1 protein-coding gene is annotated in these 726 nt (G+C 41.2%); it reads left to right on the top strand.

Annotated features, from left to right (window positions below):
* Positions 1-69 precede the first annotated feature (69 nt).
* The coding region (locus tag DBT_RS11635; protein ID WP_279614901.1) for a hypothetical protein at positions 70-726 on the top strand (657 nt) is incomplete at its 3' end.

Genomic DNA, 726 nt, shown 5'->3' with positions numbered 1-726 from the left:
GTAACATCTGAGGCCTTGTCGAGTGGAGATATTCGCATTAATGGAGTGACCATTGGGGCAACTTCCGATATGGGATTTGGTACCACAGGTAGTACTGATTCAGCATGGGCTAAGGCACAGGCTATCAATGCAAAGATAAATGAGACAGGGGTACAGGCAAAAGCCACGACAGAGATTGTGGTGAAGGTGTTGAATGATCTTTCTACCGCTGATCTTAAACTTAATGGTACTAGCATAGCTAAAGGGGATAATATAGTTACAAATGCGGCACAGCTTGCCAGTGTAATCAATAACGGAAGTCTTGCTCAGTACAAGAATATAAAGGCAGAAGTTATTGATACTGATGAAGTAAGAATTATTGCTTTAGATGGTCGCAATCTTTCTTTAACACAAGGAACTGCTACTTCGACACTTATCGCTGTAAATGGAATGACACTGGTAAGTACACGTAGTGTTACGAATCGAGGCACACTTACATTGTCAAATGCGAGAGCGATGGTGAATGGTGATGCTGCGATATCTGCCGGTACCATTAATTCAGGTGATTTAGTAATAAACGGAGTCGATATAGCTTCCAGTGGAAGTCTTACAATTCAGGCCAATGATGAGGATCTTACCCTTTTAAATGCCATTAATAACAATGAAGAGCTTCAGAAGTTAGGCATTCGTGCAGAGCTTTATAGTACCGATTCTGGTTCAAGCTATAGAATCAGGCTTATTTCTGAA

The organism is Dissulfuribacter thermophilus (genome assembly GCF_001687335.1).
Classification (GTDB): Bacteria; Desulfobacterota; Dissulfuribacteria; order Dissulfuribacterales; family Dissulfuribacteraceae; genus Dissulfuribacter; species Dissulfuribacter thermophilus.
This window is presented reverse-complemented; position numbering and strand designations above follow the sequence as displayed.